Annotated in this window: 21 protein-coding genes and 2 pseudogenes; 11 read left to right on the forward strand and 12 right to left on the reverse strand. The window is 73.8% G+C overall.

Translation table 11 applies throughout. The features are described from left to right. Positions 1-4: 4 nt before the first annotated feature. Both ACIQF6_RS29615 and ACIQF6_RS29620 read right to left on the reverse strand, forming a co-directional pair. On the reverse strand, positions 5-394 hold the full coding sequence (locus ACIQF6_RS29615; RefSeq protein WP_400900412.1) for a hypothetical protein: 390 nt from the start codon (positions 392-394) through the stop codon (positions 5-7). Positions 395-727: 333 nt separating this feature from the next. Beyond that, positions 728-2,014: an erythromycin esterase family protein gene (locus tag ACIQF6_RS29620; protein ID WP_400900414.1), complete on the reverse strand. Its 1,287-nt coding sequence runs from the start codon at positions 2,012-2,014 to the stop codon at positions 728-730. A gap of 78 nt (positions 2,015-2,092) precedes the next feature. On the opposite strand from ACIQF6_RS29620, the gene ACIQF6_RS29625 reads away from it, so the two are divergent. Next, positions 2,093-2,809, forward strand: a complete 717-nt coding sequence (locus tag ACIQF6_RS29625; RefSeq protein ID WP_400900416.1) for a MerR family transcriptional regulator — start codon at positions 2,093-2,095, stop codon at positions 2,807-2,809. Here ACIQF6_RS29625 and ACIQF6_RS29630 read toward each other — a convergent pair. Further along, entirely contained in the window at positions 2,800-4,395 is a 1,596-nt protein-coding gene (locus tag ACIQF6_RS29630) for an amidohydrolase (RefSeq protein WP_400900418.1), read from the reverse strand. The genes ACIQF6_RS29625 and ACIQF6_RS29630 overlap by 10 nt on opposite strands. A gap of 41 nt (positions 4,396-4,436) precedes the next feature. Then, complete coding sequence (locus ACIQF6_RS29635; protein ID WP_400900420.1) at positions 4,437-6,023, reverse strand: APC family permease; 1,587 nt, start codon at positions 6,021-6,023, stop codon at positions 4,437-4,439. Between the two features lie 189 nt (positions 6,024-6,212). Here ACIQF6_RS29635 and ACIQF6_RS29640 point away from each other — a divergent pair, with 189 nt between their 5' ends. Both ACIQF6_RS29640 and ACIQF6_RS29645 read left to right on the forward strand, forming a co-directional pair. Then, positions 6,213-6,809, forward strand: coding sequence for a TetR/AcrR family transcriptional regulator (locus tag ACIQF6_RS29640; protein ID WP_400900422.1), 597 nt, complete (start codon positions 6,213-6,215; stop codon positions 6,807-6,809). 244 nt (positions 6,810-7,053) lie between these two features. Then, positions 7,054-8,307, forward strand: a complete 1,254-nt coding sequence (locus ACIQF6_RS29645; RefSeq protein WP_400900424.1) for a beta-ketoacyl-[acyl-carrier-protein] synthase family protein — start codon at positions 7,054-7,056, stop codon at positions 8,305-8,307. Between the two features lie 48 nt (positions 8,308-8,355). Here ACIQF6_RS29645 and ACIQF6_RS29650 read toward each other — a convergent pair. After that, positions 8,356-9,369, reverse strand: a pseudogene (locus ACIQF6_RS29650) (ADP-ribosylglycohydrolase family protein); the annotation flags it as partial. 64 nt (positions 9,370-9,433) lie between these two features. Here ACIQF6_RS29650 and ACIQF6_RS29655 point away from each other — a divergent pair. Together ACIQF6_RS29655 and ACIQF6_RS29660 are read left to right on the forward strand one after the other, a co-directional pair. Next, a complete protein-coding gene (locus tag ACIQF6_RS29655) occupies positions 9,434-10,603 on the forward strand; it encodes a methyltransferase (RefSeq protein WP_400900426.1) in 1,170 nt (389 codons plus the stop codon). A gap of 356 nt (positions 10,604-10,959) precedes the next feature. Continuing rightward, the gene (locus ACIQF6_RS29660; RefSeq protein ID WP_400900428.1) at positions 10,960-11,907 is read left to right on the forward strand and encodes a rhomboid family intramembrane serine protease; all 948 of its coding nucleotides are present in this window, start codon (positions 10,960-10,962) and stop codon (positions 11,905-11,907) included. A gap of 38 nt (positions 11,908-11,945) precedes the next feature. Here ACIQF6_RS29660 and ACIQF6_RS29665 read toward each other — a convergent pair whose 3' ends face one another. Next, a complete protein-coding gene (locus ACIQF6_RS29665; RefSeq protein WP_400900430.1) occupies positions 11,946-13,316 on the reverse strand; it encodes a PLP-dependent aminotransferase family protein in 1,371 nt (456 codons plus the stop codon). A 117-nt stretch (positions 13,317-13,433) separates the two neighbouring features. On the opposite strand from ACIQF6_RS29665, the gene ACIQF6_RS29670 reads away from it, so the two are divergent. The 3 genes from ACIQF6_RS29670 to ACIQF6_RS29680 all read left to right on the forward strand — a co-directional run bounded on the left by ACIQF6_RS29670 (position 13,434) and on the right by ACIQF6_RS29680 (position 16,464). After that, positions 13,434-14,321, forward strand: coding sequence for a DMT family transporter (locus tag ACIQF6_RS29670; RefSeq protein WP_400900432.1), 888 nt, complete (start codon positions 13,434-13,436; stop codon positions 14,319-14,321). A gap of 232 nt (positions 14,322-14,553) precedes the next feature. Next, the gene (locus ACIQF6_RS29675; RefSeq protein WP_400900434.1) at positions 14,554-15,402 is read left to right on the forward strand and encodes a polysaccharide deacetylase family protein; all 849 of its coding nucleotides are present in this window, start codon (positions 14,554-14,556) and stop codon (positions 15,400-15,402) included. A gap of 66 nt (positions 15,403-15,468) precedes the next feature. Then, positions 15,469-16,464 (forward strand): ketopantoate reductase family protein, encoded by a 996-nt coding sequence (locus tag ACIQF6_RS29680; RefSeq protein WP_400900436.1) that lies wholly within the window; start codon positions 15,469-15,471, stop codon positions 16,462-16,464. Positions 16,465-16,590: 126 nt separating this feature from the next. Here the strand turns inward: ACIQF6_RS29680 and ACIQF6_RS29685 are convergent, their stop codons facing one another. Next, positions 16,591-17,409: an SDR family NAD(P)-dependent oxidoreductase gene (locus tag ACIQF6_RS29685; RefSeq protein WP_400900439.1), complete on the reverse strand. Its 819-nt coding sequence runs from the start codon at positions 17,407-17,409 to the stop codon at positions 16,591-16,593. A 238-nt stretch (positions 17,410-17,647) separates the two neighbouring features. On the opposite strand from ACIQF6_RS29685, the gene ACIQF6_RS29690 reads away from it, so the two are divergent. Beyond that, positions 17,648-18,511 carry a 3-hydroxybutyryl-CoA dehydrogenase gene (locus tag ACIQF6_RS29690; protein ID WP_400900441.1) on the forward strand — a complete coding sequence of 288 codons (864 nt, stop codon included), beginning with the start codon at positions 17,648-17,650 and terminating at the stop codon, positions 18,509-18,511. Positions 18,512-18,570: 59 nt separating this feature from the next. On the opposite strand, the gene ACIQF6_RS29695 is transcribed toward ACIQF6_RS29690, so the two are convergent. After that, positions 18,571-18,957: a hypothetical protein gene (locus ACIQF6_RS29695; protein ID WP_400900443.1), complete on the reverse strand. Its 387-nt coding sequence runs from the start codon at positions 18,955-18,957 to the stop codon at positions 18,571-18,573. Positions 18,958-19,137: 180 nt separating this feature from the next. After that, entirely contained in the window at positions 19,138-19,953 is an 816-nt protein-coding gene (locus tag ACIQF6_RS29700) for a chitosanase (RefSeq protein WP_400900445.1), read from the reverse strand. Positions 19,954-20,138: 185 nt separating this feature from the next. On the opposite strand from ACIQF6_RS29700, the pseudogene ACIQF6_RS29705 reads away from it, so the two are divergent. Further along, positions 20,139-20,500: pseudogene (locus tag ACIQF6_RS29705) on the forward strand (GNAT family N-acetyltransferase); the annotation flags it as partial. On the opposite strand, the gene ACIQF6_RS29710 reads toward ACIQF6_RS29705, so the two are convergent. Further along, positions 20,481-21,713 carry an MFS transporter gene (locus ACIQF6_RS29710; RefSeq protein ID WP_400900447.1) on the reverse strand — a complete coding sequence of 411 codons (1,233 nt, stop codon included), beginning with the start codon at positions 21,711-21,713 and terminating at the stop codon, positions 20,481-20,483. The pseudogene ACIQF6_RS29705 and the gene ACIQF6_RS29710 sit on opposite strands and share 20 nt — an antisense overlap. Positions 21,714-21,863: 150 nt before the next feature. On the opposite strand from ACIQF6_RS29710, the gene ACIQF6_RS29715 reads away from it, so the two are divergent. Then, positions 21,864-22,253 carry a hypothetical protein gene (locus tag ACIQF6_RS29715; RefSeq protein ID WP_400900449.1) on the forward strand — a complete coding sequence of 130 codons (390 nt, stop codon included), beginning with the start codon at positions 21,864-21,866 and terminating at the stop codon, positions 22,251-22,253. A gap of 72 nt (positions 22,254-22,325) precedes the next feature. On the opposite strand, the gene pheT is transcribed toward ACIQF6_RS29715, so the two are convergent. Then, the gene (gene pheT, locus ACIQF6_RS29720; RefSeq protein ID WP_400900451.1) at positions 22,326-24,836 is read right to left on the reverse strand and encodes a phenylalanine--tRNA ligase subunit beta; all 2,511 of its coding nucleotides are present in this window, start codon (positions 24,834-24,836) and stop codon (positions 22,326-22,328) included. After that, a complete protein-coding gene (gene pheS, locus ACIQF6_RS29725) occupies positions 24,836-25,957 on the reverse strand; it encodes a phenylalanine--tRNA ligase subunit alpha (protein ID WP_100589939.1) in 1,122 nt (373 codons plus the stop codon). The genes pheT and pheS overlap by 1 nt, the downstream gene beginning before the upstream one ends. Positions 25,958-25,963 lie beyond the last annotated feature (6 nt).

Consider the following 25,963-nt stretch of genomic DNA (forward strand, 5'->3'; position numbering starts at 1 on the left):
GGAACTAACGATCATCGGTGCTCATGTCGTGACGAGTCCGCTCGGACATCCGGCTTTCCAGGACCTCGGCCCGCCGCATGAGCCCGCCCGCGATGTCGTCCCAGTCCGGACCGTGGCACAACAAGCTCTGCGAGGCCTCCCGCAGGAGATCGGGCTCGTCGGGCCGTTGGAGCAGCACCAGCCGGTAGGCGAGGTTGCGGATCCATACCGGGAGGTTGCCGTCGACCAGCTGCGGGCTGAGCTCACGCAGCATCGGGAGGATCGCGTCGGCGTCCGCGAATGTCAGCTCCTCGACGAACTGGCGCTCGTCGCATCCCCGATCGCATGCCGGTGTCGGGCGGTACTCGTCTCCGTAGAGACACCGGGCGTATTCGGTCAGCGTGCTGTGGTGCATGCGCCGCAGCCTACGGTCTGGCGATCCGCCGGCCGGGGCCCCGCCCCCAGGTGCGCGGGCTACTGGGTCGTCGCTTCGTCCTGGCCCGGCATCAGGCGCAGCACGTCCGCCACCGGGAGTGCCGGGTTCGCGGCGGCAGCGACCGGACGTCACAACTGGCCAGCGGTGGCCGGTCGGCCCAGGGCAGTTGGGCCGGTAGCCGCCGGACGGGCTCGTGTCACCCACCCACCCGGCGCCTCCCGCTCCCAGGGGATCAAGCCCGCCGCAGGAACGATCGGCCGGCCGGGTTCCGCAGCCCCGCAGTCGCTGCCCCTCCCGCCGGGCAGGACCGATTCACCCACCGCCGAACGGCCCCGCCTGCCGGGCGATCTCCCGTACGAACACCACGCCGTCCACCGACCGCAATGCCTCCGGATCGAGCCCGAAGTATGTGTGGTCCGCCGGCACTCGGGGCTTCGCGCGGCCGGCCGGTGTTGCGGCCAGGAGGCGGGGGTCGAGGACGGTGCGGGGCTCGGGGAGGGTGGCGAGGTGGCCTTCGAAGGTGTCGGGGGCGGGGTCGTCGTCGGGGGCTCGGTGGCCGAAGGTGGTGGCGATGAAGGTGTAGCCGCCGCCGAGGCGGGTGGCGAGGAGGGAAGCGGTGCTCCACCAGCGGAGGTCGTGGGTGCCGAGCGGGATGTGGACGGCCTCGCGCTGGAGGTGGCGGTTGTGGGCGAAGATCAGCGTGGGGCCTCGCCGCGCTTCGCGCCGGGTGATCGCGTCGAGGTTGTCGGCCATCATCAAACTTCGTTGCCGCATCAGGGAGTTGAGCCGGTCCGGCCCGGTGTCCGCCATCGCCGCGTGGTAGCGCAGCAGCCCGGTCGCGGTCCGCGCGGCCAGCTGCGCCCGCCAGTGGCCCTCGGGGTCCGCCTCGGCCGCGAACTGCGGCCCGTGCGTCGCCAGCAGCGTCACCAACTCGTCGGCGATCAGCCGAAGTTGACCGGCCTCCGCCGACCGCCCGACCGACCGCTCGGGCTCGAACGCCGCCGCCGGCTCGGTCCACCGTTCGTCCGGCCCGCACAGCCGCCGCAACTCCCGATCCGGCAGCACGAGTTCAGCCGGAAGGTGCGCGGCCAGGAAGTCCCGCAGCCGGACCAGCGAGGGCCCGGGCGCCGCCGCACCCGTCATCTCCAGCGGGCCGTCCGCTCCGTAGAACCGCAGCCGCTCCTCCCGCTCCCCCAGCCCCAGGTTGAACTCGCGCATCCAGCGCACCAATTCGTGGTTCCCGGCGAACTCCCCGAAGCCGTGGCTGAACCCTTCCCGCACCACCCGGTCGAGTCCGGGTTCGCCGCCCGCACCGCCCACGCCGCCGCCCACGTCAGCGCCCACGTCAACACCCGCTCCGGCGCCCACGTAGGCGTCCACGTCGAGCGCCGCCAGGCAGTCGCTCTCGACGGCGATCGAGCGGTAGCCGTGTTCGGTGACCAGGTGCCGGAAGAGCTCGTTGCGGATGTCGAGGAACGCCTCGACGCCATGGGTGGGTTCGCCGAGGGCCAACACACGGATTCCGGGCGGCAGCAGGTCGGTGACGGCGGAGGGCGAGAAGGGGCGGGCAGCGCGCCGGAGCGAGGGCGAGACAGTCATGACTTCCACCGTATCGCTGAAGTGACGGTGTAAACTTTTCCGCTCTCAGCCCGAGAATCGAGCAGAAAAGTCTCAACCATGGCACTGCGGCCGATCGACCTGGCCCGGGAGCACGGCCTGTCCGCCCAGGCGGTGCGCAACTACGAGGAGGCGGGCATCCTGCCGCCCGCCGACCGTTCCCCGTTCGGGTACCGGCAGTACGGGGAGCGGCACACGGCTGCGCTGCGCGCGTTCCTGGCGTTGCTGCCGGGGCACGGCCACCGCGCGGCCACCGCGATCCTGTGCGCCGTGAACGGCGGGGAGCCGGACGAGGCGTTGCGGCTGATCGACGAGAGCCACGCCCGCCTCGCCGAGGACCGCCGCACCCTGGACGCGGTCCGCACCGCCCTGGAGCACCTGCCGCCGGGCCGACCGGAGACGGCGGACGCCGAGTTCACCCACATCGGCCCGCTCGCCCACCGTCTCGGACTGCGCCCGGCCACCCTCCGCGCCTGGGAGCGCGCGGGGCTGGTCGCCCCGCGCCGGGACGCCCGCACGGGTTACCGGACGTACACGCCGGACCAGGTCCGCGAGCTGGCGATCGCCGAGCAACTCCGGCGCGGCGGCCACGGGTTGGAGCGCACTGCCGAAATCCTGAGCCGCCTGCGCACGGCCGGGCACCCGGATGCCGTCCGCCCGACCCTGGCCGCATGGCAGGAGCGGCTCACCGCTCGCGGCCGCGCCCTGCTCTCGGGCGCGGCCGCCCTCCACGCCTACCTCGAACGGGCCGACGCCACGGACCCGGATCAGAGCTGACGGTTCGTCACCACGCCGTTGGACATGGTCAGCGGCACCGCCGTGGTCGCGAACTCGTCGGCCGGCGTGGTCAGCGGGTCGAGCGCGAAGGCGGTGAGGTCGGCGCGCAGCCCGGGCACGATGCGGCCGGTGTGGTCGAACTCGCCTGCGGCGCGGGCCGCGTGGGTGGTGTAACCCTCCAGTGCCATCAGGGCGGTGAGCGCCTGGTGGGGCGCGACCGGCGCGATGTCGGTGCCGGCGTGGCGGCGCAGCTGCGCGTAGGCGAGGACGCCGCGCGGGTCGTGGTGGGCGATCGGCCAGTCGGAGCCGAGGACCAGGGTCGCGCCGGTGTCGCGCAGGGTGCGGCAGATCCAGGCGCGTTCGGCGCGTTCGGTGCCGAGTCGGGTGGACCAGGCGTCGGTGTGGTCGGCCCGGGTGTACGCGGAGTGGGTGGGCTGCATGGATGCGTGGACGCCCAACTCGGCGAAGCGGACGGCCTGTTCGTCGCTGAGGGTCTCGATGTGCTCGATCCGGTGCCGACCCCGGGCGGTGTACGGCAGCTCGGCGATGGTGTCGAGGACGTGCCGCACGCCCGCGTCGCCGATCGCATGGGTCGCGGTGCGCACCCCGTACGCGTCCAACTGCCGGACCACGTCCGTGTATTCGGCCGGGTCGAGCCAGAGGGCGGCCGTTCCCTCGCCGTGGCAGTCGGGGCGTTCCAGCCAGGCGGAACCGCCCTCGACGGTGCCGTCCATGAACAGCTTCACGCCGCCGACCAGCCAGTTGCGGCCGGACTCGCCCTGGAGGTCGGCGAGTTGGCGCAGGTCGGCGGCGCTCGCGCCGGGCATGCACCAGGGGGCGATGCGCAGTCGCAGCGGCAGCGGGCGGTCGACCTCGATGGCGCGGACCAGTTCGAGGATGTCGCCGCCGGCGTCCATCACGTGCGCACCGGCGAGGCCCCCGGCGGCCATGTCGAGCAGCAACGAGTGGACCGTGTCCCGGCGTTCGGCGAGCGGGCGGCGGGGCATGACGGAGGCGACCAGGTCCATCGCGGCGAACTCGATCAGGTGGCCGGTGGGGGTCCCGTCGGGGTCGCAGACCACGGTGGCGCGCTGGGCGAAGCTGCGCGGCCCGGTGACGCCGGCGGCGCGCAGCGCGGCGCCGGTGGCGAGCGCGGAGTGGCCGTCGTAGAGGCGGATGAACGCGGGGACGTCGGGGCCGAGCACGTCCTCGATCAGGGCGCGGTGCACGGGCCGGTCGCCGAACACGTTGTGGTCGAGGTTCCAGGCGAGCACCCAGCCGTCGCGGCGTTCGGCGCGGGCGAGCGCGGCGCGCAGCCCGTCCAGGTCCTGGACGTCGGACAGGTCGACGCCTTCGGCGAGTTCGAGCCCGAACGCCGGGTGGCTGTGCCCGTCGACCAGGCCGGGGACCAGCACGGCGTCGCCGAGGTCGATGGTCTCGGTGCCGGGCCCGGCCCAGCCGCGGGCGTCGGCGGCGTCGCCGACGGCGGTGATCAGCCCGTCCTTCACCGCGACGGCGGTGACGGCCGGGTACGCGGCGTCGAGGGTGTGGACGGTGCGGGCGAGAACGATGGTGTCGGGCGACACGGTGTGCTCCTGTCGGTGCGTAGGTCTGCGCTGATTCCGGGTCAGACGACGGTCACGGGCGCGCCGTCCGAGGCGTCGACGCCCGCGGGCTGCCGAGCCGAGACGTCGACGCCCGCGGGCTGCCGAGCCGAGGTATCGGCATCCGAGGTGTTGACGTCCGAGGTATCGGCAACCGGGGCGTCGGCGCCCGAGGGTTCCTCCGCCGGTTCGGCCGCGAAGGCCGCGTAGACGTCCGGGCGCCGGGCGCGGGTGCGCAGCGCGTACAGCACGCCGGCCACGAAGACGGCGGGGACGATCGCGATCAGCACCCGGTTGACGGTGGCGGACGCGCCGGTGAGCAGCTCGATGTGGTCGACCACCAGCCACAGGGCGGCGGCCAGCAGCAGGGCGGCGACGACGGGGGCGACGACGGTGCGCAGCACGCCCTCGCCGTGGCTGCGGCGGCGGAACCAGCAGGGGACGGCGATCGCGGCCAGCAGTTGGAGGGCGACCAGCGAGAGCATGCCGGGGGTGTTCACCCAGAGCAGCAGCTGGGTGTAGGGGTCGGCGCCGGCGGCGGCGAACGCCAGGACGACGAGCAGTCCGAGGACGGTCTGGGCGACGCCCGCGACGTACGGCGAGCGGTGGCGGGCGTGGATCCGGCCGAGTGCGCGGGGCAGCAGGCCCTCCTCGGCGAGGGCGAGTCCGTAGCGGCTGGTGGCGTTGTGGAAGGCCAGCAGCGAGGCCAGGATGCTGGTGACGATCAGCACGTGCATCAGGTCCGCGGCCCAGCCGCCGACGTACTGGTCGATGGCGGTGAAGAACAGCCCGCCGGGGTCGGCGGCGGCGGCCGCGACCACGTCGGCGTCGCCGTAGGCCTGGATGACGGTCCACACCACGAAGGCGTAGAACAGGCCGAGGAACGCGACGGCCAGGTAGGTGGCGCGCGGGACGGTGCGGTCCGGGTTCCGGGCCTCGCGGCGGTAGATGACGGTGGATTCGAAGCCGGTGAACGCGGCGAACGCCATCGCGAGGACGCCGGGCATGCCGCCGGTCAGCACGTTCCCGGGCGCGAACGCCTGCAGGCTCAGGCCGTGCGCGCCGCCCTTGAGCAGCACGGCGGCGGCCAGCAGCGCCAGGATTCCGGTCTCGGCGAGCAGCAGGACGCCGAGCACCTTCGCACCAAAGTCGATGGACCGGAAGCCGCCGTACCAGATGACGACCAGTCCGAGCAGCGCCGGCAGCAGCCACGGGACGTCGTACCCGGTAAGCGCTTTCACGGTGTCGTGGGTGGCGGTGCCGAGCAGGCCGTACACGCCGATGTTCATGCCGAGGTAGCCGAGCAGGGCGAGCAGCGCGGCGCCGAAGCCGGCGGGCCGGCCGAGGCCGCGGGTGATGTAGGCGTAGAAGCCGCCGGCGTTGCGGACGTGTCGGCTCATCGCGGTGAAGCCGACCGCGAAGACGGCCAGCGTGATGCCTGCGGCGAGGTAGCCGGCGGGGGCGCCGATGCCGCCGATCAGCAGGGCGAGCGGGGCGACACCGGCCATCACGGTGAGCGGAGCGGCGGCGGAGACCACGAAGAAGGCGATGTCGGCGGTGCCGAGGCTGCCGCTGCGGAGCGTGGGCGCGGCAGTGGGGGATTCGGTCATGGGGGGAGCCCTTCAGGCGGCCGGCTGGTGGGGGTCCGGCTCCGGGGACCATAAACCTAAAGGTTGATGGTTTCCGTTGGTTTCGGCACCATAGCCCGGCCGACTACCCTCTGGGAAGACCCGATTTCCGCGGCGATTTCCGAGGTCAAGGCGTCGGCCACGACGCGCACGACAAGGACGGGAGCACCGGTGGGACGGCCCAGCAAGGCCCTGCTCGACCGCGAACGGATCGGCGCGACCGCGCTCGCCCTGGTCGACGAGCAGGGCGACTTCAGCGTCCCGCAGATCGCCCGCCGGCTCGGCGTGCAGACCGCCTCCGTCTACCACCACGTGGACGGCCGCACCGGCATCATCGAACTCCTGCGCATCCAGGTCTCCGGGGCGATGGACCTGGCCGCCCTCGACCTGCGCCCGTGGGACGCCGCACTCGACGCCTGGGCCCGCTCCTACCGGGCCGCGTTCGCCGCCCACCCGCGCGCCATCCCGCTGCTGACCATCAGTCAGGTCGCCGCGCCCGAGGTGCTGGTCCACTACGAACGGGCGGTCGCCCTGCTGGGCGAGGCCGGCTTCCGGCCGCCCGACGTGATGCCGCTGCTCACCGCCGTCGAGAACCTCGTCCTCGGCTCGGCGCTCGACCTGGCCGCGCCCACGACGGTCTGGGACACCGACGCCGACACCCCGCTGCTCGCCGCCGCCCTCGACGCCGCCGGCCCGTCCCGCACCGACGCCGCCTTCGAACTGGCCCTCGCCGCCCTCCTCGCCCAGGCCCGCACGCTGCTCCCCTGACCGCCCGGCCCGTACACCGCCCGCCGACCGCCCGCGGACGCCGACAACCGCCCGGGGGCGCCGACGCTTTCCCGACGGACCGTCAGCTCAACCTGTCCGAACCCTCCAAAGTCGCCGGACGGGAAACAGTGCCGCCCAGTACCCGAACTCCCGCATACCGCTTGGCAGAGTGGCTGTCACTGACCGAACCGGCCGATCGCCGGGGCGGCACTTGTTGTGCCCTCACCACAAAGGGAGTTCCATCGTGCGCAGGGAATCCGACAGCACCACCGGCAGCCTCGCCGACCCCACCGCCGACCACGTCCTGGTCACCGGCCTGGGGGCCACCACCCCGCTCGGCGGCACCGCTCCGGCCACCTGGCAGGCGATGCTGGACGGCCGGAACGGCATCCGGGCGATCGAACGGGACTGGACGGTCGAGCTGCCGATCCGGATCGCCGGGCAGCTCGCCGTCGAACCGTCCGAGGTGCTCGACCGGGTGGAGGCCCGACGGCTCGACCGCAGCGAGCAGTTGGCGCTGATCGCCGCCCGCGAGGCGTGGGCGGACGCGGGCCGGCCGGAGGTGGACGGGGAGCGGCTGGCGGTGGTGATCGGCACCGGCACCGGCGGCGCGGTGACCATGCTGGACCAGGACGACGTGCTGGAGCGCTCCGGCGTCCGCAAGGTCTCGCCGCACACCGTGCCGATGCTGATGGCGAACGGCCCGGCCGCCTGGGTGTCGATCGACCTCGGCGCCCGGGCGGGCGCCCACACCCCCGTCAGCGCCTGCGCGTCCGGCGCGGAGGCGGTCGCGCTCGGCCTGGACCTGATCCGCCTCGGCCGCGCCGACGTGGTCGTGGCCGGCGGCACCGAGGCCTGCCTGCATCCGCTGCCGCTGGCCGGGTTCGCCCAGGCCCGCGCGCACTCGCTGCGCAATCACGACCCGGAGCACGCCTCCCGCCCGTTCGACCTGGACCGGGACGGCTTCGTCATCGGGGAAGGCGCGGCCGTCCTCGTCCTGGAACGCGCCTCACTGCGCCCGGACCGACGCGCCTACGCGACGCTCGCCGGAGCCGCCGTCACCTCGGACGCCCACCACATCACCGCCGGCCACCCCGACGGCCAGAGCCGCGCCGTCCGCCGCGCGCTCGCCGAGGCCCGCGTCTCCCCGGAACAGATCGGCATGGTGCACGCCCACGCCACCTCCACCCCCAAGGGCGACCTCACCGAGGCGGAGACCCTGGCCCGGGTGTTCGGCCCGCACCGCCCCGCCGTCACCGCCACCAAGTCCATGACCGGCCACCTGTTCGGCGCGGCAGGCGCCCTCGCCGCCCTCGCCACCGCGTACTCACTCCACGACCAACTCGTCCCGCCCATCCGCAACTTGACCACCCCGGACCCTGCCGCCGATCTCGACCTCGTCACCGCCGCCGCCCGCCCCGTCACCACCGGAGCCGCCCTCGCCAACGCCTTCGGCTTCGGCGGCCACAACGCGAGCCTGGTCTTCACCCGAGCCTGACCCGCCACCGGCCCGCCGCCTGACCTGCCGTCGGCCCGCCGCCTGCCCCGCCGCGTCCAGCGCCTCCGCCAGTGCCGTCAACTCCCCTGCCCTCAGCACCCGTTCGGTCGGCGGGAGGGGCACGTGCAGCGGCGCAAGCCACTCCTCGGGGATCGCGTCGACGCCGTGCACCGCGCCCGCGAGGGCGCCGGTGACGGCGGCGGTGGTGTCGGTGTCGCCGCCGAGGTCGATGACGGCGCGCAGCGCGGCCGGGAAGTCTGCGGTGGTGCGCAGCGCCCAGATCGCGGAGCCCAGGCAGGGCCAGACGGCGCCGTTGCTCTCGGTGGCGAGGGACGGGTGCCAGTCCTCGGCAAGGACGCTCGCCCAGCGTTCGCGGTGCTCGTCCCGGACGGCGGCGAGGGTCGCCGGCAGCGCGGCGAGCGGGTCCTCGCCGTCGAGCGCGCGGCGCAGCAGTTCGTGCAGGATCGCGGTGCCTTCCCAGGCCGCGCCGTCGCCGTGGGTGAGTGCGGTGATCCGGCGGGCGGCGTCCATGGTGGCGTCGCGGCCCTGCGGGGCGAACCGGACGGCCGCGGTGACGGCTCGCATCAGTGCGCCGTTGCCGGCCGCCCGCCCCTCGGTCTGGAAGTGGATCTGTGCGGCGAGGTCCCAGGGCAGCCCGCTGCCGAGCACGCACTCGGTGAGGATGCCGATGTCCTTGGGGCCGGCGGCGGCCCAGGCCCGGAACCGGTCGAAGATCCCCGGCAGGTCGAGGCCGCCCGCTTCGAGCAGTGATTCGCCGAGGTGGACGGCCATCTGGGTGTCGTCGGTGGCCTCGCCGCGGTTCCAGCCGCCGCCACCGCACATCGACGCGGCGTACGGAAAGCGCTTGCCGACCACCTCCGGAAAGCCCGTGCCGGCCGCCTGCGGAAAGCGCTTGCCAGCCACCTCCGGAAAGCCCTCGCCAGCCACCTGCGGAAAACGCTTTCCGAACGCCCCGGCGGGGCCGAACTCGAACGGGGCGCCGAGCGCGTCGCCGACCGCCGAGCCGAGTACCGCCCCGACCACCCTGTCCCGCCGTCGCATGCCGCCCCCTCGCGCTCTGTCGCCGTCCGGCGACCCCCACCCCCTCCGATAGCCTGGGGGCACGATGAACAACTCTTTCACCACCGCCTGGGGCACCTTCGAGCTGGCCCGATTCCCGGAGAACCCGCGTGAGCAGCTGCGCGCCTGGGATGCCGCCGACGAGTACCTGCTGCGGTACCTGAAGGAGGGGTCGGACAGCGCCGGGCCTGTCTCGCCGGACGGCGCGGTGGCGGTCCTGGGCGACCGCTGGGGCGCCCTGTCCACGGCGCTCGCGGGGACGGCCGGGTCGCTGACGGCGATCACCGACTCGTACCTGTCCGCCCGGGCGATCGGCGCGAACCTGGCCCGCAACGGCCTCGACCCGGCGCGGGTGGACGTCCGCAGCACGCAGCAGGAGCCGCCGGCCCGGATCGACGTGCTGCTGGTGCGGGTGCCGAAGAGCCTGGCGTTGCTGGAGGACCAGCTGCACCGCCTGGCGCCCGCGCTGCACCCGGGCACGGTGGTGGTCGGCACCGGAATGGTGACCGAGATCCACACCTCCACCCTCCAGCTGTTCGAGCGGATCCTCGGCCCGACCCGCACTTCGCTGGCCGTCCGCAAGGCCCGCCTGATCCACACCACGCCCGACGGGGCACTCGACCGCCCGGCCAACCCGTGGCCGCTGCGCTACCGACTCCCGGACGGCATCGGCGTGCTGTCGGGCCGTCAGATCACCAACCAGGCGGGCGTGTTCTGCGCGGACCGCCTCGACATCGGCACCCGGTTCTTCCTCCAGCACCTGCCCGACCTGGGCAACGCCCGCCGGGTGGTCGACCTCGGCTGCGGCAACGGCATCGTCGGCACCGCCGCCGCCCTGACCGCCCCGCACGCCGAACTCCTCTTCGTGGACGAGTCGTTCCAGGCCGTGGCGTCCGCCGAGGAGACCTTCCGCGCCGCCCTCGGCCCGGACGCCCCCGCCGAGTTCCTGGTCGGCGACGCCCTCGCGGACGTCCCGACCGCCTCGGTGGACGCGGTCCTGCTGAACCCGCCCTTCCACTCCCACCAGGCCACCACCGACGCCATCGCCTGGCGCATGTTCACCGGCGCCCGCCGCGTCCTGCGCCCGGGCGGCGAACTCCGCGTGGTCGGCAACCGCCACCTCGGCTACCACGTCAAGCTCCGCCGCCTGTTCGGCAACTGCCGCACCGTCGCGGGCAGTCCGAAGTTCACCGTCCTCAGCGCGACCCGCCGCTGACGCCGCACAGACTGCGGGACGACGCCCGGGCTGCCGGAACACCGAGCGGGCAACGGCACACCGAGCGGGCCGCCGGCCGCCGCCCGCGCAGCACTCCGACCGAACCGGCAACGCGCCTTCGGCCGGTGCCGCCGGCCGGCCCTCCCCCCGTGACCGGCAGCGTCGATCCGCGGTCGAACCGCGGCCGGACCTCGGCCGAACCGCAGCCGAACCGCCCCGCGCGTACCTGGCAGGAGGCCGGGCAGGGCTGGTGTGCCGCCCGTCCGAGCGGTGCTCTAGGGTGAGCGCCGTTTCGCCGTGGATCATCGCCGTGGACGCCCCCGCGGCCGAGTACCACCGCCCAGGGGAGGCCCGTCTTGGACGCCGCAGAACCCGCCTCGGGAGCCTCCGCTCCCGAGGCCCCGTCACCGACCTGCTTCCGGCACGCCGACCGCGAGTCGTACGTCCGCTGCAGCCGCTGCGACCGTTACGTCTGCCCGGACTGTCGGCGTGACGCCGCCGTTGGCTACCAGTGCGTGGAGTGCGTCAAGTCCGGCCGGCAGGGCGTCCGGCAGGCCCGCACCGCGTTCGGCGGCCGGATCACCTCCCGGCCGTACGCCACCATCGTGCTGATCGCGCTGAACATCGCCGCGTACGTGGTCGAGGTGGTCCGGCCGGAGACCGTTCAGCGGTTCGCCATGCTCGGCTCGGCGCTGCTGCAGAACGACCCGCACGACGACCCGGACGACATCTCGACGCTGTTCCACCCGGCCGGCGTGGCGCACGGCGAGTGGTACCGGCTGTTCACCGGAACGTTCCTGCACCTGTCGCCGGACTCGGACACCTTCCTCGGTCCGATGGCGGTCGTCCACATCGTGTTCAACATGTACTGGCTGTGGTCGCTCGGCCGGGTCGTCGAGGACCGCCTCGGCGTGCTGCGGTTCACCGGCCTGTACCTGCTGTCCGCGCTCGGCGGCTCGACGCTGGTCTACCTGATCGCCCCGCACACGCTGACCGTCGGCGCGTCCGGTGCGATCTTCGGCCTGGCCGGCGGCTACTGGATCCTCAGCCGCCGCCAGGGCTACGACCCGCTCGGCGGCAACCAGATGATGGCCACCCTGCTGATGTGGATGGTGGTCTCGGCGACCTTCGCCTCCTGGCAGGGCCACCTCGGTGGCCTGCTCACCGGCATCGCCGCCGGCGCGGCCATCGCCCACGCCCCGCGCCAACAGCGCGGCCTGGTCCAGTCCATCTACCTGACCGCCGTACTGCTCCTGCTCGTCACCCTGATGTACGCCGCCACCAGCCACCTGAACGTCGGCTGACGTACCGCCGGCCCATCAATGGCGGGGCCGGCGCGCAGTCAGCTCGCCTCCCGCACCGCCTCGCCGAGCAGCGCCGCCGCATCCCGCAGCCGCTGCTCGGCAACTCCCGCGTACCCCAGGGCGATTGCCGGCCGACCGGGGGCGATCCGACCCGGCGCCACCGTCGCCACCCGCACCCCGCGGCGCAGCGCCGCGTCCGCCACCGCCTGCTCGTCCGCACCGTCCGGCAGGTCCGCGTACAGGTGCAACCCGGCGGCGACGCCCCGCAGTTCGGCGCCGGGCAGGTGTCGGCGCAGCGCCGCCACCAGGGTGTCGCGGCGGGCCCGGTAGCGGGGGCGGACGGCACGCAGGTGCCGGTCGTGAGCGCCGCTCTCCAGCAGTGCGGCGAAGGCGAGTTGGTCGATCACGCCGGTGCCGAGATCGGCGTACTGCTTGGCGTGCGCGAACTCCTCCACCAGCTGTTCCGGCAGGACGGCCCAGCCGAGGCGCAGTCCGGGCGCCAGCGTCTTGCTGAGCGAGCCCAGGTACACCGTCCGCTCCGGCGCCAACCCCTGGACGGCGCCCAGTGGTTCACGGTCGTAGCGGAACTCCGCGTCGTAGTCGTCCTCGATCACCAGCCCGCCGGCCCGCGCCCACGCCGCGAGTTCGGTCCGCCGCCGCGCCGACAGCACCACGCCCGTCGGGTACTGGTGGGCCGGCGTGACCAGCACCGCGTCCGCCCCACTCGCCACCAACTCCCGGACCACCAGGCCCTCTTCGTCCACCCGTACACCGATCGGACGGACCCCGTGCGCCCGCAGCAGCTCCAGCGCGCCCGGCGAACCCGGGTCCTCCACCGCGATCCGCTGCCGCCCGGCGGCCGTCAGCAACTGCACCAGCAGCGCCAGCCCCTGCCCCGTCCCGCTGACCACCGCCACCTGCTCGGGCCGTGCCACCACCGCCCGCACCCGGCCCAGGTACGCCGCCAACTCCCGGCGCAGCTGCGGAAGTCCGGCCGGATCCGGATACCCCAGCTCGCTGTTGGCCGCGCCCTGCAACGCCCGCCGCACCGCCGCCGCCCACGCGGCCCGCGGGAACGCCGCCAGATCGGGGGTGCCCGGCTTCAAGTCGTACCGCGGGGTGGCCGGCGCCGCCCGCTCCGCCCTTCCCGGCCCCGCCGGCGCCACCCCCGCCGCGACCCGCGTCCCCGACCCGCGCCGCCCCACCAGGTAGCCCTCCGCGACGAGTTGCTCGTACGCCTCCACCACCACCCCGCGCGAAACCCCCAACTCCGCCGCCAGCACCCGACTCGCCGGCAACCGCTCCCCCGCCGCCAACCGCCCTTCCCGCACCGCCGCCCGCAACCCCCACGTCAACCGCCCCGCGAGGCCTCCCGGCCCGTCCCCCAGCTCAATCAGCAACTCCCGCATGCCCGCCATCATCGCGTGCGCGCCCACGAACCCCTGGCGACCGCTCTCGATTGGTCCCCTTCAACAACCGCTCAGTGGCCCTGGGAACCGGACCACCTCACCCCTAGCGTCGCAGTCATGCCCACCGCCACCACCTTCCGCGCCACAGGCACGTTGCAGGCCGCCGCCGCGATGACGCTCCTCGGGTGCTCCACCGGCGTCACCGCCACCCTCTCCTCGTATCCGGTCGCCGCCGGCCAGGCCCTCCGCTACACCCTGGCGGCCGCCGTGCTGCTCCCCCTGGCCCGCCGCCAGGGGCGTCTTGCCGCCCGGCCGACGGTCCGTGAGGGGGCGCTCCTGCTCGCCCTCGCCGCCACCGGCCTCTTCGCGTTCAACCTGCTGATGGTCACGGCGCTGCGGCACACCGACCCGGCCGTGGTCGGCAGCATCGTCGGCTGCACGCCGCTCCTGCTGGGCGTCCTCGGCCCGCTGCTGGCCCGTCGCCGGCCGACCGCCCGGCTGCTCCTCGCGGCCGGCCTGGTGGTGATCGGCGCGGCGCTCACCCAGGGCTTCGGCTCCGGCGACACCGTCGGACTGCTGTGCGCCACCGGCACCCTGCTCTGCGAGGCGGCGTTCTCGCTCCTCGCCGTGCCGCTGCTGCCCCGGCTCGGACCGATCCGGGTCTCCGCGTACACCACCGCGCTCGCCGTGCCGCTGTTCGCCGTGACGGCCGCGGTCGACCCCGCGCCCCTGCGTCTGCCGACCATCGCCGAACTGCTCGCCCTGCTGTTCCTCGGGCTGCTGATGACATGTGTCGCGTTCCTGCTCTGGTACTCGGCGCTGAGCCGGCTCGCGCCGGAGCACGCCGGCCTGTTCGGCGGCCTGATCCCGCTCACCGCCGCCCTGTCCGGCGCCGTCCTCGCCTCCACCGCCCCCACCCCGCTCCAACTGCTCGGCGCCGCGCTGGTCACCGCCGCCCTGCTCCTCGGCCCGACCCGCACCACCCGCCGCCCGGCACCCGCCTGACACCCCCACGCCGCACCACCCGCACCACACCACCTGCACCGAACCGCCCGCATCCCCCGCTGCCCGACACCCGCCACCCGCCGCCCGGCACCCGCCTGACACCCCCGCGCCGCACCACCCGCACCACCGACCGCGTCGGCACCCGCCCGCCCCACCGCCCGCCGCCGGAACCCCACTCGTCCGGCCGGTGGCCGTTGTCGCACCCCCGGAACCTCCGCATAGGGTGGCCGCGATGACACTCGACCGCCGCAGTGTTCTGCGTTCCTCCGCCCGGCTGGCCGCCTTCACCGCCACCGTCGGCCTCACCGCCACGTGCAGCTCCGGGCCCGACGGCGGTCGCACGGGAGCCGCGTCCGTCGCCGCCCGCCCGCAGCCGTCGCACCTGACGGAGAGCCCGGGCCCGGCCGCCGGTGAGCCGTCCCCCGGGGAGCCGGGGCCGGCCGGCGGGGAACCGCCCGCGCAGCCGCCGCTCGCCCCGGACACCCCGCTGGAGGTCGTCACGGGCCCGCGCACCCGCCCGCAGCTCGCCCTGACGTTCCACGGGCAGGGCGACCCGGCGGTCGCCACCGCGCTGCTGACCGCCGCCGAGCAGCACGGCGCGCGGCTGACCGTGCTGGTGGTGGGCAGTTGGCTGGACGAGCAGCCGCAGATGGCGCGGCGGATCCTCGACGGCGGTCACGAACTGGGCAACCACACCCAGAACCACCTGGACATATCCTCGATGCGTCCGGAGCAGGCGCACGAGGAGATAGCCCAGTGCGCCGAGCGACTGCAGCGCCTCACCGGGTCGATAGGCCGCTGGTTCCGGCCCTCGGCCGCGCAGTACGCGACGCAGATGGTCAAGACCCAGGCCCAGCAGGTCGGTTACCAGCACATACTGTCCTTCGACCTGGACCCGCTGGACTACACCGACCCGGGCCCGGACACCGTGATCAGGCGGGTGCTGAAGTCCGCGGCGGCGGGCTCCGTGGTCGCCCTCCACATGGGCCACCAGGGCACCGTGGCGGCCCTGCCGGCCATCCTCGACGGCCTGGACGCCAAGGGCCTGCACGCGGTGACGGCCTCCGAGCTCTGCTCGTAGCAGAGCCCCGCCGCGAATCCCGCCCCACCCTCAACTTCCGCCCGCCACGCGTGCGATGCTCGGCCCATGCGCTACATCTTCCTCGGCGCCGGCGCGGTCGGCGGCACCATCGGCGGACGTCTCCACCGGAGCGGCCACGACGTGGTCCTGGTCGCCCGCGGCCCGCACCTCACGGCGCTGCGCAAGGACGGCCTGCACCTGACCACCCCGGACGGCGCGCACCTGCTGCCCGTCCCGGCGATCGGCGGGCCCGAGGAGATCGACCTGCGGCCGGACGACGTCCTGGTGCTGGCGGTGAAGACCCAGCACTCGGCCGAGCTGATCGACCGGTGGGCGCCCCGCCCGGTCGCGGGCGGCGGCACGGCCGGTGAGCGGCTGCCGCTGGTGTGCGCGCAGAACGGCGTGGAGAACGAGCGCCTGGCGCTGCGCCGCTTCGCCCGGGTGTACGGCATGTGCGTGTGGCTGCCGTCCACCCACCTGGAGCCGGGCCGGGTCTCGGCGGCGGGCTCGCCGCGCACCGGCATCCTGCACCTGGGCCGCTACCCGCAGGGGACGGACGGCCTGGTCGAGCGGATGGCGGCCGACCTCACCGGCTCGTTCTTCGACGCCCCGGTGTCCGAGCGGGTGATGGAGTGGAAGTACGCCAAGCTGGTGAGCAATCTCGGCAACGCGCTGGAGGCGGTGGGCGGCCCGATCGACGGCGAGCTGCGCATGCAGCTGTGGGAGCGGGTCCGGGAGGAGGGCCGGGCGGTGCTGGCGGCCGCCGGGATCGCCCACCCGTCGGCGGAGGAGCAGCGGGCGGTGCGCGGTGACCGGGTGACGCTGGTGCCGCTGGAGGGCATCGAGCGCGGCGGCGGTTCGTCCTGGCAGAGTCTGACCCGCGGCACCGGCGACATCGAGACGGACTGGCTGAACGGCGAGATCGTGCTGCTCGGCCGTCTGCACGACGTGCCGACCCCGATCAACGAGGCGCTCCAGCAGCTCTCCGGCGCCTTCGCCCGCGAGGGCCGCGCGGCGGGCTCGCTCCCCGACGCCGACCTCGCCGCCCTGCTCGACCTGTGACACCGCACGACCGACGCACGACTGACGCACGACTGACGCGCACAACAACACGCGACCGACACACACCGACGAACACCGACGAACGCCAACGAGCGCCGACGAACGCCGACGAACCCCGGCGCGCCGTCAGGCCATCGGATCGTCCGGCCCGTACGGCCGCAGCCGCAGCGTGCGCGCGTCGGCGGAGCGGATGGCCTCGGCGGCGCCGACCAGGGTCTCCAGGTTGTCGCGTCCGGCGTGCAGGAAGCGGCCGTGCAGGGCGTCGAACCGGCCGCGGGCGGCGTCCACGGTGACGGCGACCATGTAGGGGATGGAGTTCCAGTCCTTCTTGCCCCGGAACATCGGCAGGCCCGCGGTCATGTCGGTCTCGACGGCGCCGGGGCTGATGTCGAGCACCACGACGCCGTGCTGCCCGACCGAGTCGGCGATGTTGTCGGACAGCCGCAGCAGCGCGCCCTTGGAGGTGGCGTACGCGGTGTAGCGGCCGTCGGGGCGGAGCGCGAAGCCGCTGTTGAGGTTGACGACCCGGCCGCGGCGGCGTTCCACCATGCCGGGCAGGACGTGGCGCAGCAGGTTGTAGGGGCCGCGCAGGTTGGTTTCGACGACCTGCCACCACTGGACGGGGTCGGTCTCCCAGATCGGGGCTTCGGCGCGGTCGATCTGCCCGGCGTTGTTGACCAGCAGGTCGACGGGGCCGAGGTCGCGTTCGACGGCGCGGACGGCTTCGCGGACGGCGCCGGGGTTGTTGACGTCCGCGGTGACGGCGACGCCGCGCGATCCGTGCCGGACGCACTCCTTGAGGGTGTCGACCAGCGTCTGCTGGGTGCGGCCGAGCAGGGCGACGGCCATGCCTTCGGCGGCGAGGCCGACGGCGATCTCCCGTCCGATGCCCCGCCCGGCGCCGGTGACCAGTCCGACCTGGCCGGCGAGTGATCCGGTTCCCATCTGCCTGCTCCCTCCTGCGGCTGGACGTTCGCATTCTGGTCCCCGGCCGCGGGGCGGGTGCGGGCGCACCGCCGGTGCTCACCCGTTCGGAAGACCGGGGCCGGGGAGCGGTCCGGGGTGAACGAGCGTTAAGGCAGGTAGTACCGTCGTCCGGGCGGACCGTCGGGCCTCGACCGGGGCGCGGCGGCCGTGACACCACCGGCTGGGTGATCCCCAGCTCCACGTGAAGGGCATCTGAGTGAGTGACATCGCGCGCGTCGGAGTAGTCGGCTGCGGCCTCATGGGGTCGGGCATCGCCGAGGTCTTCGCCCGTTCCGGCCTGGACGTGCTGGTTTCGGAGGCCAGTGGCGAGGCGCTGGAGCTGGGCCGGACCAGGCTGACCAACTCCCTGGAGACCGCTGTTCGGCGTGGCAAGCTGACCGAGGAGCAGCGCGACGAGGCGCTGTCGCGGCTGGCGTTCACCACCGACCTGGCGGACTTCCACGACCGGGACCTGGTGGTCGAGGCGGTCGCGGAGCGCGAGGACGTCAAGGTCAAGATCTTCCAGACGCTGGACCAGGTGGTGTCCCGCCGGGACGCGATCCTGGCGTCGAACACCTCCTCGATCCCGATCGTGAAGCTGGCCGCGGCGACCGGCCGCCCGGAGCAGGTGATCGGCCTGCACTTCTTCAACCCGGCGCCGGTGCAGAAGCTGGTCGAGGTCATTCCGACGCTGACCACCTCGGCGGAGACCACCACCCGGGCCGAGCAGTTCGCCGTCGAGGCGCTCGGCAAGGAGCCGATCCGGGCCCGTGACCGGGCCGGTTTCGTGGTCAACGCGCTGCTGGTGCCGTACCTGCTGTCGGCGGTGCGGATGTTCGAGTCGGGCGTGGCGACGGCCGCGGACATCGACAAGGGCATGGAGGCCGGCTGCGCCCACCCGATGGGCCCGCTGCGGCTGTGCGACCTGATCGGTCTGGACACCATCGTCTCGATCGCCGAGTCGATGTACGAGGAGTACAAGGAGCCGCTGTTCGCGGCGCCGCCGCTGCTGTCGCGGATGGTGGACGCGGGCCTGCTGGGCCGCAAGTCCGGCCGCGGCTTCTACGACTACACCGCCTGACGTTCCGTCGGTGGCCTTCGGCCGTCCCCTGCTTCGTCCGGGGGCGGCCGGAGGTGTTTTCAGGGCGTGGCGTAGCGGGCGATGTCGACGACCCGGCAGCTGACCGGGCCTTTCGGGTCGGCGGTGCCCTGGGCCTGTTGGAGGGTGTCCTGTGCGGGGGCGAGGCTGCTGGCGGCGGCGACGCCTTCGGTGACCTGGCGGCCGGCGCCGTCGAGGAAGGCGATCTGCACCACGTAGTTGCTGGTGGTGGCGGAGTGGTTGGTGATCCGCACGGTGGCGGCGGGCCAGTGAAGTTGGTCGTCGACGGCGCAGGCGGTCAGTTCGACGTCGCCGCTGCCCCGGTCGGTGTCCGCGGCCAGGCCGTACCTGTCGCCGGCCGGTGCGCAGCCGCTCACCGCGAGGACGGCCGCCAGGCAGGCGGCGGTGACGGTCGCGCGGATGCGCATGGCTCCCCCTCGGAAACGGGCGCGGGTCGGGGCCGAGGCTACCGACCGGTCGGGGCGCGGCGTCCGATTGTGTCCGAGTTGTAATAACGGTGCGCATCACGTGTGTTGACGAACCATCGACAACACGGAGGGCGCCCGGCCCGCGCGGTGCGGGAGCCGGACGCCGCCCAGGAGTTCCGCTCAGCTGTTGATCTGGTACGGGTCGCCGTAGACCTTCCACTTCAGCGGCGGGTTGAGGTCGAAGTTCTTGGCGTTCAGGAACACCCGCTGCTCGGTGTCGATCCGGCTGGTGTCGGCGTGCGCCTCCTCCTTCTTCATGACGACCGCGCGGGCGTCCAGGAAGGCGTTCAGGTAGGTCGCCTCGTCGCCGCCCTGGGCGGGCGTCTTGGCCTTCTTCATCGCGGCGGCGCGGATCCCGCCGAAGGAGTCGGAGTCGGTGCCGGGGCCGTGCATCACGATGGCGTCGTAGTAGACGAACTGGCCGAGCGCCCGCAGCCCGTCGGACTTGGCCTGCTTCACCGAGGGGTTGAAGTACACCCGGTCGCGCTCGTCGTTCTGCGCGGTCTGGAAGACGGTGTCCTTGGCGGCGGTCTTCCAGTCGTTGACGAAGGCGGTGCCGAGGCCGGAGTGCGAGGAGCTGCCGTTGACCTTCTTCAGCGCGGGGAGGTACTTCGCCAGCACGTTGCCGGACTTCAGATCGGTGTAGTGCTGCACCAGGTCCAGCATGTCGCCGGTGCCGGAGCAGAAGCCGATGATCCCGGCGGTGTAGCCGCGGCCGTCGCCGATGTCCTCGATGTACTGGTACTGGGCCTTCCAGTCGAGCGAGGAGTTCTCCGCCGAGGAGACCAGCTCCATGGCGATCTCCTTCTTGTGCGCGTCGTCCAGGCCCACCGACGCGGCGGCGGCGGTGCCCGTCCCGGCGACCGCCAGGGTGAGCGGGAGGGCGGCGAACAGGACCGCGAGGGCGGCGCGGGTGGTGCGGTGCTTGGTCTGCATCTGACGCTCCGTCGGCCGGCTGCGGGCATGAGGGTGCCCGCAGGAGAGGGTTAGGAAAGTTTCCTAACCAGGATTGAAGCGTCCGTCCACCGCGCCCGCAAGACGTCCGACCGCATCTGACGGGTACTCGCCAAAGTTTGCGGCGGAAAACCGCTGGCCCACCGCCGACACCGCCCGCGACTGGTTGGCTGCTGACGGCCCCGAACCGCACCGTCGTCGCCGTCGACGACGACGGCACGGTCGTCGGCACCGCCAGGATGAACACCAACCAGTGGGGCAACGGCGCGCACGTCGCCGGCGCCGGCTTGTGGTCGACCCCGACCGCTCCGGCCGCGGCACCGGCCGCGCCCGGTGCGAGCACAGCCTCGACCGGGCCCGCCAACAGGGCTTCCGCGCCATGCAGTTCAACGCCGTGGTCGCCACCGACACCCGCGCCGTGCAGCTGTACCGGTCGCTCGGCTTCAGCGTCCTCGGCACCGTCCCCGAGGGCTTCCACCACCCCGTGCACGGCTACGTCGGACCGCACGTCATGCACCGCCCGCTGTGACGGCCGCGGCCTCCCGCCGCACCGCCCGGCGGGAGGCCGCCGTCACCGCCAACGAGGCCGCCGCCAGCAGTGCGATCGTCCACCCCGGCTCGACCACCTGCGCGACCGCGCCCGCGACGGCCGCGCCGATGCCCTGCCAGGTGATCCGCCCGGCCGACTCCACGCCCTGCACCTGGCCGCGCTCCGCGTCCGGCGTCAACGCCAACAGCCGTTCCTGCAACGGCAGCGTCGCCGCGAACCCCACCCCGGCCGCACCCACCAGCAGCGCCGCCACCACCACCGGCGGGCGCAGCGCCAGCAGCAGGAACGGCCCCGCCAGCAGCAGCCGCAGCCCGAACGCCCAGCGCGCCCGGGCGGCCGCGTCCAGCAGCCGGCCCGTCACCAGGTCGCCCAGCAGCATCCCCGCCGAACCCGCCGCCAGCAGCACCCCCGCCCGGCCGGGCGCGTACGGCAGGAGCAGCGCCTCGCAGCCCACCACCAGCCCGTTCGGCACCCACAGGTTCAGCAGCAGCGCCCGCCGCCCCGGCCGGCCCAGCAGGGCCGCGTTGCCCTGCCAGGTCTCCCGCAGGCCCGGCCGGCGCGCCGCCCGCACCGAACGCTCCCGCACCGTCGCCGCCACCACCACCGTCGCCAGCGCCCCCGACACCCCCGCCAGGCCGAACACCTGATACGGGCTCAGCACCGTCAGCAGCGCCCCGCCGAGCGCGAACCCGAGCACCGACGCACCGCCCGCCGTCATGTTCATCAGCGACCGCGCCGGCGCGTACCCGGACACCGGGACGATCTCCGCCAGCAGCCCCATCCGGGCGCCCGTGCCCAACGACTGGAAGAACCCCACCACCAGCAGCAGCCCGAACCGCGCGAGCAGCGGCAGCCCCGGCACGGCCTGCGCCGCCACCGCCGCCAGCCACAGGCCGTGCAACGCCACCAGGGTCCGCCGCGGCCGGCCGCCGTCCGCGACCGACATCAGCGTCAACGCGCCCGCCACCGCCGCGAACGACGACCCGAACATGCTCAACGCCGTCAGCAGCGGCGACCCGGTCCGCGCCTGCACCAGCGAACCCAACGCGAAGTCCGCCAGCGTCCCCGCCGCCGCCGTCAACGAGAAACTCACGTACAACCCGGCGAACTCGCGCTGCCGCAGCAGCGCCGCATAGCCCACCGGACGGGCGGACCCACCGTCCCCCGTACCCCACACCGTGTCAGAAGCCATAAAAAAAGCCTCCGACGCTGCCGCGGGCGCGTTCGGAGACCGACGGACGGACCATAGCAGCACGACCGCCCGGAGTGTCAACCGCGGCAGCCCGCACACCTTTTCGAGACCGGGCCCGCCACCCGGCGGCGGTCTGGCACAGTGTCCCCCATGCGATCCGTCATCACGCGAACCGCCGTCGGCTGCCTGGCCCTCGGCCTCGCCCTCACCCTCAGCTCGTGCGACTTCCCGGGCTCCAAGAGCGACGCCAAGAAGCCCGCCGCCGCCGCGTCCCCCTCGGACGACAACTGGGACCAGGCCGTCGACGCCGAGATCACCATGCTCACCGACCTGAAGGACATCGACCCGGCCCTGATCGACGACCAGCAGAAGGCCATCGACGCCGCCGCCGAGGTCTGCAAGGAGATCAGGAAGAGCAGCAGCGACAGCACGGGCCTCGGACAGGTCGCCGCGACCGGGTTCGCCGAACTCAAGAGCGGCCTCACCGCGCAGCAGGGCGACCAGATCGTCACCGCGCTGAAGGCCACCACCTGCAAGTGACCCCGTGACACGACAGAGCCCCGCCGCACCGGAACCCGAAGGTCCCGGCCCGGCGGGGCTCCTGCCGTACCGTCAGGCCCCGCGCAGCACCGCGCCGGTGCGCTCCGCGGCCACCGCGACCGCCGACTCGCGGGCCGCCGACGCCTCGTCCGCGGTCAGCGTCCGGTCCGCGGCACGGAAGCGCAGCGTGTACGCCAGCGACTTCTTGCCCGCACCGGCCTGCTCGCCCGTGAACACGTCGAACAGCCGCAGCGACTCCAGCAGTTCGCCCGCGCCCTCGCGCAGCGCCGACTCCACGTCCGCCGCGTGCACGCCCGCGTCCACGATCAGCGCCACGTCCTGCGTCGCCACCGGGTACGCCGACACCGGCGGGCCGGACACCCGGCGGCCGTCCTCGAACACCAGGTCCAGGTCGATCTCCATCGCGGAGGTCCGCTCCGGCAGGTGCAGCGCCTTGATGACCCGCGGGTGCAGCTCACCGGCGTGGCCGACGACCTCGTCGCCGACCAGCAGCTCGGCGCAGCGGCCCGGGTGCCACGGCGCGTACTGCGCCTGACGGACCGTCAGCTCCACGCCCGCGGCCGCGGCGACCGTACGGGCCGCCTCGATCGCGTCCGCCCAGCCGGACGGCGCGCCCTTGCCCCACCAGCCCGACGGCAGCCGCTCGCCGGCCAGCGCGACCGCGACCCGGCGCGGCTGGTCCGGCAGCGCCGCGTTCAGCTCGGCCAGCTGCTCCTCGGTGGGCCGGCGGTCCACCGGCAGCCGCGGCGCGACCTTCGGCTCCGCCTTCGGCAGGAACACCGTGCCCGTCTCGAACAGCGCCAGGTCGGTGTTGCCGCGGCCCACGTTGCGACGCAGCGCGCCCAGCAGGCCCGGCAGCAGCGTGGTGCGCAGCGCCGGCTCGGCGTCGTTCAGCGGGTTGACCAGCTTCACGGTGCGACGGCGCGCGTCGTCCGCGTCCAAGCCCAGGCCCTCGAACGCGGCCTCGCCGACGAACGGGTACGCGTTGATCTCCACGTAGCCCGCGCCGGCCAGCGCCACGCCCACCCGGCGGTGGAAGCGCTGCGCCTCCGACAGGCCGCGGCCCGGCGGGACGACCGGCATCCGGGCGGGGACGTTGTCGTAGCCCTCCAGCCGGACGACCTCCTCGACCAGGTCGTACGGGTCCGTCAGGTCGGGCCGCCAGGACGGCGGGGTGACCTCCAGGACGTCCGCGCCGACGACCGAGCAGCCGACCTCCTGGAGGCGGCGGGTGACGGTCTCGCGGCCGTACTCGGCGCCGGCCACCCGGTCGGGCAGGCCGGCGTCGATGGTGATGGTGCGCACCGGGCGCGGGGCGGCGATGTCGGTGACGCCGGCCTCGGCGGTGCCGCCGGCGATCAGCACCAGCAGGTCCACGGCGCGCTGCGCGGCGGCCCGGGGGGCCTCCGGGTCGACGCCGCGCTCGAAGCGCTTGGACGCCTCGGAGGGCAGCTTGTGGCGCTTCGCGGCGCGGGCGATCGCGACCGGCTCGAAGTGCGCGGCCTCGATGACGATCTCGGTGCTGCCGGTGACGACGCCGGTCTCCGGGTCGGTGACGGGCTCCAGGATCTCGGTGCTCGCCCCGCCCATCACACCGGCCAGGCCGATCGGACCGGAGTTGTCGCAGATCAGCAGGTCCTCGGCGGACAGCTTGCGCTCGACGCCGTCCAGCGTGGTCAGCGTCTCGCCCTCGGCGGCGCGGCGGACCAGGATCGGCCCGTCGACGCGCTCGCGGTCGTACGCGTGCAGCGGCTGGCCGACCTCCAGCATCACGTAGTTGGTGATGTCGACGGCCAGCGAGATCGGGCGGATCCCGGACTTCTGCAGGCGGCGCTGCAGCCAGATCGGCGACTGCGCGCCCGGGTTCACACCGGTGACGGTGCGCGCCACGAAGCGGTCGCAGCCGACCGGGTCGGCGACCTTCACCAGGTAGCCGTAGGAGTTCGCCGGCGGCACGTCCAGCAGCGCCGGGTCGGCCAGCGGCAGACCGTACGCGGCGGCGGCCTCGCGGGCCACGCCGCGCATCGACAGGCAGTAGCCGCGGTCCGGGGTGACGGCGATGTCGAGCACCTCGTCGACCAGCTGGAGCAGCTCGATCGCGTCGGTGCCGGGCTCGAACTCCGGCGGCAGCACGATGATGCCGTTGTGGTCGTCGCCCATGCCCAGCTCGCGGGCCGAGCAGATCATGCCGGCCGAGGTGTGGCCGTAGGTCTGCCGGGCGGCGATCGGGAACGGGCCGGGCAGCACGCCGCCGGGCAGGATCACCACGACCTTGTCGCCGACCCGGAAGTTGGTCGCGCCGCAGACGATCTCCTGCGGTTCGCCGGTGCCGTTGGCGCCGCCGACGTTGACGAAGCAGTGCCGGATCGGCTTCTTGAAGCCGGACAGCTCCTCGATGGAGAGGACCTCGCCGACCACCAGCGGGCCCTTGATGTCGGTGCCGAGCTGCTCGACCGTCTCGACCTCGAGACCCGCGCGGACCAGCCGGGCCGCGACGTCGCGTCCGGTCTCGCCCGCCGGCAGGTCGACGTACTCGCGCAGCCAGGAAAGCGGGACGCGCATCAGATCTCCATCCCGAACGGGAGGGTGAAGCGGACGTCACCCTCGACCATGTCGCGCATGTCGGCGACGTTGTGACGGTTCATCAGGATCCGCTCCAGGCCCAGGCCGAACGCGAATCCGCTGTAGCGGTTCGGGTCGATGCCCGCGGCGACCAGCACGCGGGGGTTGACCACGCCGCAGCCGCCCAGCTCGATCCAGCCCTCCGAGGAGCAGGTCCGGCACGGGCGGTCCGGGTTGCCCACCGAGGCGCCGCGGCACACGAAGCACTGCAGGTCGATCTCGGCGCTCGGCTCGGTGAACGGGAAGTACGAGGGCCGCCAGCGCAGCTCCAGGCCGCCGCCGATCAGCTTCTCCACCAGCACCTCGATGGTGCCCTTCAGGTGGCCGAAGGTCAGGCCCTCGTCCACCGCGATCGCCTCGACCTGGCGGAACACCGGGGTGTGCGTGGCGTCCAGCTCGTCGGTCCGGTACACCCGGCCCGGGGAGACCGCGTACAGCGGCGGCTCGCCGGCCAGCATCGCCCGGATCTGCACCGGCGACGTCTGGGTGCGCAGCACCATGCCGGAGTCGGCGGTGCCGTCCGGGGCCTCGACGAAGAAGGTGTCCTGCATCGAACGGGCCGGGTGGTCGGCGTGCAGGTTCAGGGCGTCGAAGTTCAGCCACTCCGCCTCGACCTCGGGGCCGGACGCCACCTGGTAGCCCATCGCGACGAAGGTGTCCTCGATGCGCTCGGCGAGCGTGGTCAGCGGGTGCCGGGCACCGCGCGGGACGCGGCCGTAGGGCAGCGTGACGTCCACTGCCTCCTCGACCAGCACCCGGGCGTCGCGCTCCGCCTCCAGCTCGGTCTGCCGCTTGGCGAGGGCCTGGTTCACCGCTCCGCGGGCCTGGCCGATCAGCTTGCCCGCGGCGGCCTTGGCCTGCGGGGGCAGCGCGCCGATCTCACGGTTGGCGAGCGAGAGCGGGGAGCGGTCGCCGGTGTGCGCGACCTTCGCCTGCTTGAGCTCGTCGAGGTCGGCGGCGGCGGCGAAGGCGGCGATCGCCTCGTCCCGGGCCTGTTCCACCACCTCGGGCTTGAGGGCCTCGACCTCGACCGGGTCGTACGACTTGTTGGGTGCCGACATCTCTAT

The sequence above is a fragment of the Kitasatospora sp. NPDC092948 genome, from assembly GCF_044754805.1.
GTDB lineage: Bacteria > Actinomycetota > Actinomycetes > Streptomycetales > Streptomycetaceae > Kitasatospora.